Source organism: Kineococcus siccus, assembly GCF_009906795.1.
Taxonomy (GTDB): domain Bacteria; phylum Actinomycetota; class Actinomycetes; order Actinomycetales; family Kineococcaceae; genus Kineococcus; species Kineococcus siccus.
Map to the genome: position 1 here is coordinate 1 of NZ_JAAALN010000281.1, position 4,510 is coordinate 4,510.

The 4,510-nt window shown below is 75.5% G+C and carries 5 protein-coding genes; 2 read left to right on the forward strand and 3 right to left on the reverse strand.

Annotated features, from left to right (window positions below; genetic code table 11):
• Positions 1-35: 35 nt before the first annotated feature.
• Together GTR02_RS20040 and GTR02_RS20045 are read right to left on the reverse strand one after the other, a co-directional pair.
• On the reverse strand, positions 36-713 hold the full coding sequence (locus tag GTR02_RS20040; protein ID WP_166609244.1) for an ATP-binding cassette domain-containing protein: 678 nt from the start codon (positions 711-713) through the stop codon (positions 36-38).
• Positions 714-726: 13 nt separating this feature from the next.
• Positions 727-1,368: a biotin transporter BioY gene (locus GTR02_RS20045; protein ID WP_166609245.1), complete on the reverse strand. Its 642-nt coding sequence runs from the start codon at positions 1,366-1,368 to the stop codon at positions 727-729.
• Between the two features lie 163 nt (positions 1,369-1,531).
• Here GTR02_RS20045 and GTR02_RS20050 point away from each other — a divergent pair, with 163 nt between their 5' ends.
• On the forward strand, positions 1,532-3,082 hold the full coding sequence (locus GTR02_RS20050; RefSeq protein WP_240896102.1) for an ABC-F family ATP-binding cassette domain-containing protein: 1,551 nt from the start codon (positions 1,532-1,534) through the stop codon (positions 3,080-3,082).
• Between the two features lie 116 nt (positions 3,083-3,198).
• On the forward strand, positions 3,199-3,417 hold the full coding sequence (locus GTR02_RS20055; RefSeq protein WP_166609247.1) for a helix-turn-helix domain-containing protein: 219 nt from the start codon (positions 3,199-3,201) through the stop codon (positions 3,415-3,417).
• A gap of 59 nt (positions 3,418-3,476) precedes the next feature.
• Here GTR02_RS20055 and GTR02_RS20060 read toward each other — a convergent pair whose 3' ends face one another.
• On the reverse strand, positions 3,477-4,232 hold the full coding sequence (locus tag GTR02_RS20060; protein WP_166609248.1) for an SDR family oxidoreductase: 756 nt from the start codon (positions 4,230-4,232) through the stop codon (positions 3,477-3,479).
• Positions 4,233-4,510 lie beyond the last annotated feature (278 nt).

Consider the following 4,510-nt stretch of genomic DNA (forward strand, 5'->3'; position numbering starts at 1 on the left):
CCCCCGCGCCCGTCCCGTCGCCGGCCCCGTGGGCGTCACGACGCGGCCGAGGCCCGGTAGGCGGCGACGACGTCGGCCGCGGCGCCGTCGGCCACCACCCGACCGGCGTCCAGCCACAGGGCGCGCCGGGTGCGCGCCGCGAGGTCCAGGTCGTGCGTGGCGACGACGAGCTGCGCGGGCGCGGCGAGCAGGACGTCGGCGACGCGGCGAGCGTGGTGCAGGTCCAGCAGCGTGGTGGGCTCGTCGCAGACGAGGACGGCGGGGTCGGTGGCCAGCACGGACGTGAGGGCCAGCAGCTGCCGCTGCCCCGAGGACAGCTCCCGGACGCTGCGGTCGGCGAGCGCCGCGAGCCCCTGCGCCGCGAGCAGCTCCCGGGCCCGGGCATCGCGTTCACTGCGCGGCACCCCGGTGCGTCGCAGCGAGAGGGCGACGTCCTCGACCGCGGTCGGCATGACGAGCTGCGCGTCGGGGTCGGTGAACACGAAGCCGACGCGGCGGCGCACGGCCGCCAGGGCGTGCTCGGGTTCGTCGCCGTCCACGTGCACGCGACCGTGCGAGGGCAGGACCAGGCCGTTGAGCAGGCGCAGCAGCGTCGACTTGCCCGACCCGTTGGGCCCGACGAGGGCCACCGAGGCCTCGGCGAGCTCGAGCGAGGTGGGGGCCAGGACGACGCGGTCGCCGGCCAGGACGTCCACGGCCTCCAGGCGGATCACCGGGCCGGGCGCCTCAGCGGCCGAGCAGGCGGGGGAACGCGCGGTGCACGGGCACCGCGACGAGCACGGCCAGGACGAGCTTGACGAGGTCGCCGGGCAGGAAGCGCACGCAGAACACCGCGGCCGCGCGCAGGCTCAGCCCGCCGTTCAGCGCCATCCCCGGGACGCCGCCCGCGTAGACCACGACCACGCCGCCCAGCGCGCACGCGAGCGCGAGGCCGGGCACCAGGGTGCGGCCCGCGCGCCGCACCGCGGCCCGGGCCACCAGCCCCGTGACGAGCGCGGCGAGGGGGTAGGCGAGCAGGAACCCGGCCGAGGGGCCCGCGAGGACGCCCGGACCGCTCGCGCCGCCGGCGAAGACCGGCAGCCCCGCGAGCCCCAGGACGAGGTACACCGAGGCGGCCAGGGCGCCGCGCCACGGGCCGAGGACCGCGCCGCACAGCATGACCCCGAACGTCGTCAGCGTGATCGGCACCCCGGGTCCGCCGACGGGCACGGCACCGGCCAGGGCCAGGGCGCCCACCAGCGCCCCGAACACCGCGACCAGCGCGAGGTCGGTGCTGCGGCCGGCGGGACGCCGGACGCCCGCCGCGCCGGGCACGTCGCGGGGCGCCGCGGCCGAGCGGGCGCCGGCTCGGCGGGGGAGGGTGGCCATGCGCGGCAACCTAGCCGGAACGGCCGCGGCGCCGTGCACGCGGACCCGGGGTCGCCCGGCCGCGCGTAGAATCGCTGCACGTGATGCCCTGCCGACCGACCCCCCTGCCGTCCTCGTGATCGTCGCGACCGACCTCGAGCTGCGTGCGGGTGCCCGGCTGCTGATGCAGGACGTCACCTTCCGGGTCGCCGCGGGGGACCGCATCGGCCTCGTGGGCCGCAACGGCGCCGGCAAGACCACCCTGACCAAGGTGCTCGCGGGGGAGCAGCCGCCCGCGGCGGGCACCGTGACCCGCACCGGGGAGATCGGCTACCTGCCGCAGGACCCGCGCGCGGGGGACCCCGAGATGCTCGCGCAGCACCGGATCCTGTCCGCCCGCGGCCTCGACGACATCGTCGCCCGGCTGCGCCGGGCCGAGGTCGACATGGCCAGCGACGACGAGAAGGTCCGCGACCGGGCCATGGACCGCTACACCAAGCTCGACGCCCGCTTCGTCGCCCAGGGCGGCTACACGGCGGAGAGCGAGGCCGCGCGGATCTGCGCGAACCTCAACCTGCCCGAGCGGATCCTCGAGCAGCCGCTGAAGACGCTGTCCGGGGGGCAGCGCCGCCGCGTCGAGCTGGCCCGCATCCTGTTCTCCGACTCCGAGACGCTGCTGCTGGACGAGCCGACCAACCACCTCGACGCGGACTCGATCACGTGGCTGCGCGAGCACCTGCGCACCTACGGCGGCGGGCTCGTCGTCATCAGCCACGACGTGGAGCTGCTCGAGATCGTCGTCAACCGCGTGTTCCACCTCGACGCCAACCGGGCCGTCATCGACATCTACAACGTCGGCTGGAAGAACTACCAGAAGCAGCGCGAGACCGACGAGAAGCGGCGCGTGCGCGAACGCGCGAACGCCGAGAAGAAGGCCGGCACCCTGATGGCGCAGGCCGACAAGATGCGGGCCAAGGCCACCAAGGCCGTCGCGGCGCAGAACATGGCCAAGCGCGCCGAGAAGCTCGTCTCCGGGCTGGAGCAGGTGCGCCAGCAGGACAAGGTCGCGAAGCTGCGCTTCCCCAAGCCCGCGCCGTGCGGCAAGACGCCGCTGATGGCCGAGAGCCTGTCGAAGTCGTACGGCTCGCTGGAGATCTTCACGGGCGTCGACCTGGCCATCGACCGCGGCAGCCGGGTCGTGATCCTGGGCCTGAACGGCGCCGGGAAGACGACCCTGCTCCGCATGCTCGGCGGGGTCGAGCGGCCCGACACCGGCGAGGTCGTCAGCGGGCACGGCGCGAAGATCGGCTACTACGCCCAGGAGCACGAGACGCTCGACGTGGACCGCTCGGTCCTGGAGAACATGCGCTCCGCGTCGCCCGAGCTCGACGACACCCGCGTGCGCACCGTGCTCGGGTCGTTCCTGTTCTCCGGCGACGACGTGGACAAGCCGGCCGGCGTGCTCTCGGGCGGGGAGAAGACCCGGCTGGCGCTCGCGACCCTGGTGGTCTCCAGCGCCAACGTGCTCCTGCTGGACGAGCCGACGAACAACCTCGACCCGGCCAGCCGGGCGGAGATCCTCGACGCCCTCGCGCACTACGAGGGGGCCGTCGTGCTCGTCACCCACGACGAGGGCGCGGTCGAGGCCCTCTCGCCCGAGCGCGTCGTCCTGCTGCCCGACGGCGTGGAGGACCTCTGGAACGCGGGCTACGCCGAGCTGGTCTCGCTGGCGTAGGGCGCCCGCGGCGCGGTCGTCACGATCCCGTGATGTCCGCAGCGCCCGTTCGAGTGGCCGGACGTCGCCGGGGTGGTGACCATGGGACACGCCGGACGACGTTGAGGAGGTCCGCTGTGGCCGACACGGCGAAGAGGGGCACCCGCTTGAGCGGTGCCGAACGCGAACAGCTCGCGGGCGAGCTGTCGAAGGGGTACGCGGAGGGCAAGAGCATCCGCGCCCTGGCTGAGGAGTCGGGACGGTCCTACGGGTTCGTGCACCGCATCCTCAGCGAGAGCGAGGTCTCCCTGCGCAGCAGAGGGGGAGCCACGCGCGGCCGCGCGCGCCAGAGCTGAGGCGGCGGCCGGTCCAGCCCGGGCCGGCGGCCGTGCACCACCCCGGTGGCGTCGAGCGCTCAGAGCGAGCGGTCGGCGCCACCGTCCACGCTCAGGCCGACCCCGGTGATGTAGGAGCCGGCGGGGGAGAGCAGGAAGATGGCGGCCCGGGCGAACTCGTCGGGCAGGCCCAGGCGGCGCAGCGGGATGTGCTCGGTGACCTCGGGGCCCTCGCCCCTCGCGGGCTCCTCCAGCTCCAGCGCCGAGTCGACCTCCAGGTGACCGGCGAGGACGGTGTTGACGCGCACGCCCCGCGGGCCGAGCTCGTCGGCCAGGGTCTTGGCGGCCATGGCCAGACCGGGCCGCAGCCCGTTGGCGACGCCGGCGCCCGCGACGGGGGCCCGCACCGTGCCCGAGAGCAGCATCACCACCGACGCCCCCTCGGCGGTCGCGGCCTTGGCCACCGAGCGCGCCAGCCGCAGCGGGCCGAGCAGCCCCGCCTCGAACGCCTCGCGCCACGTCCCGTCGGCGGACTCCAGCACCGACGACGACGGGGGCGTCCCGCACGAGACCACCGCGCCGTCGAGGCGGCCGAAGCGCGCGTTGGCGGCCGCGACGAGCCGGGTCTCCGTGCCGGGGTCCGTCACGTCCCCCGGGACCAGCAGGAGCCGCGAGCGCTCCCCGATGCTGGGGGCCACCGCGGCGAGCTCGTCACCGTCCGCGGCGCACAGGACGAGCAGGGCTCCCTCGTCGGCCAGCACCCGCGCGCACGCCAGCCCCAGACCCGTCGACGCACCGGAGACGATGTACACGCGGTCGGTGAGGCCCAGGTCCATGACGACCATTGTTGCGTAGAGTGGCGGAAGCAACGCGCTGCATCACCGTTGTGACCCGATCGGGCGAGTCACGCCGTCGCTGAGCGCACCGGATCCGCGCTGGGCGACCCCTGGACGGCGCCGGGACGGGCGCGCAGCGGGGTCAGGGGCGGCGTCAGGGGCACGGTCAGGGGCTCGGTCAGGGGCGCGTCGGCAGGGACCCGTCGAGCTCGGCGTCCTCCGCCTCCTCGTCGCTGCCCGGGCGCGGCGGCCCACCCCGGCCCCGGGGGCGCCCGGGC

Bases quoted from the DNA above. Each gene is read 5' to 3' on its own strand.
- GTR02_RS20045 (WP_166609245.1), bottom strand. From the start codon at position 1,368: ATGGCCACCCTCCCCCGCCGAGCCGGCGCCCGCTCGGCCGCGGCGCCC.
- GTR02_RS20050 (WP_240896102.1), top strand. From the start codon at position 1,532: ATGCAGGACGTCACCTTCCGGGTCGCCGCGGGGGACCGCATCGGCCTC.
- GTR02_RS20060 (WP_166609248.1), bottom strand. From the start codon at position 4,232: ATGGACCTGGGCCTCACCGACCGCGTGTACATCGTCTCCGGTGCGTCG.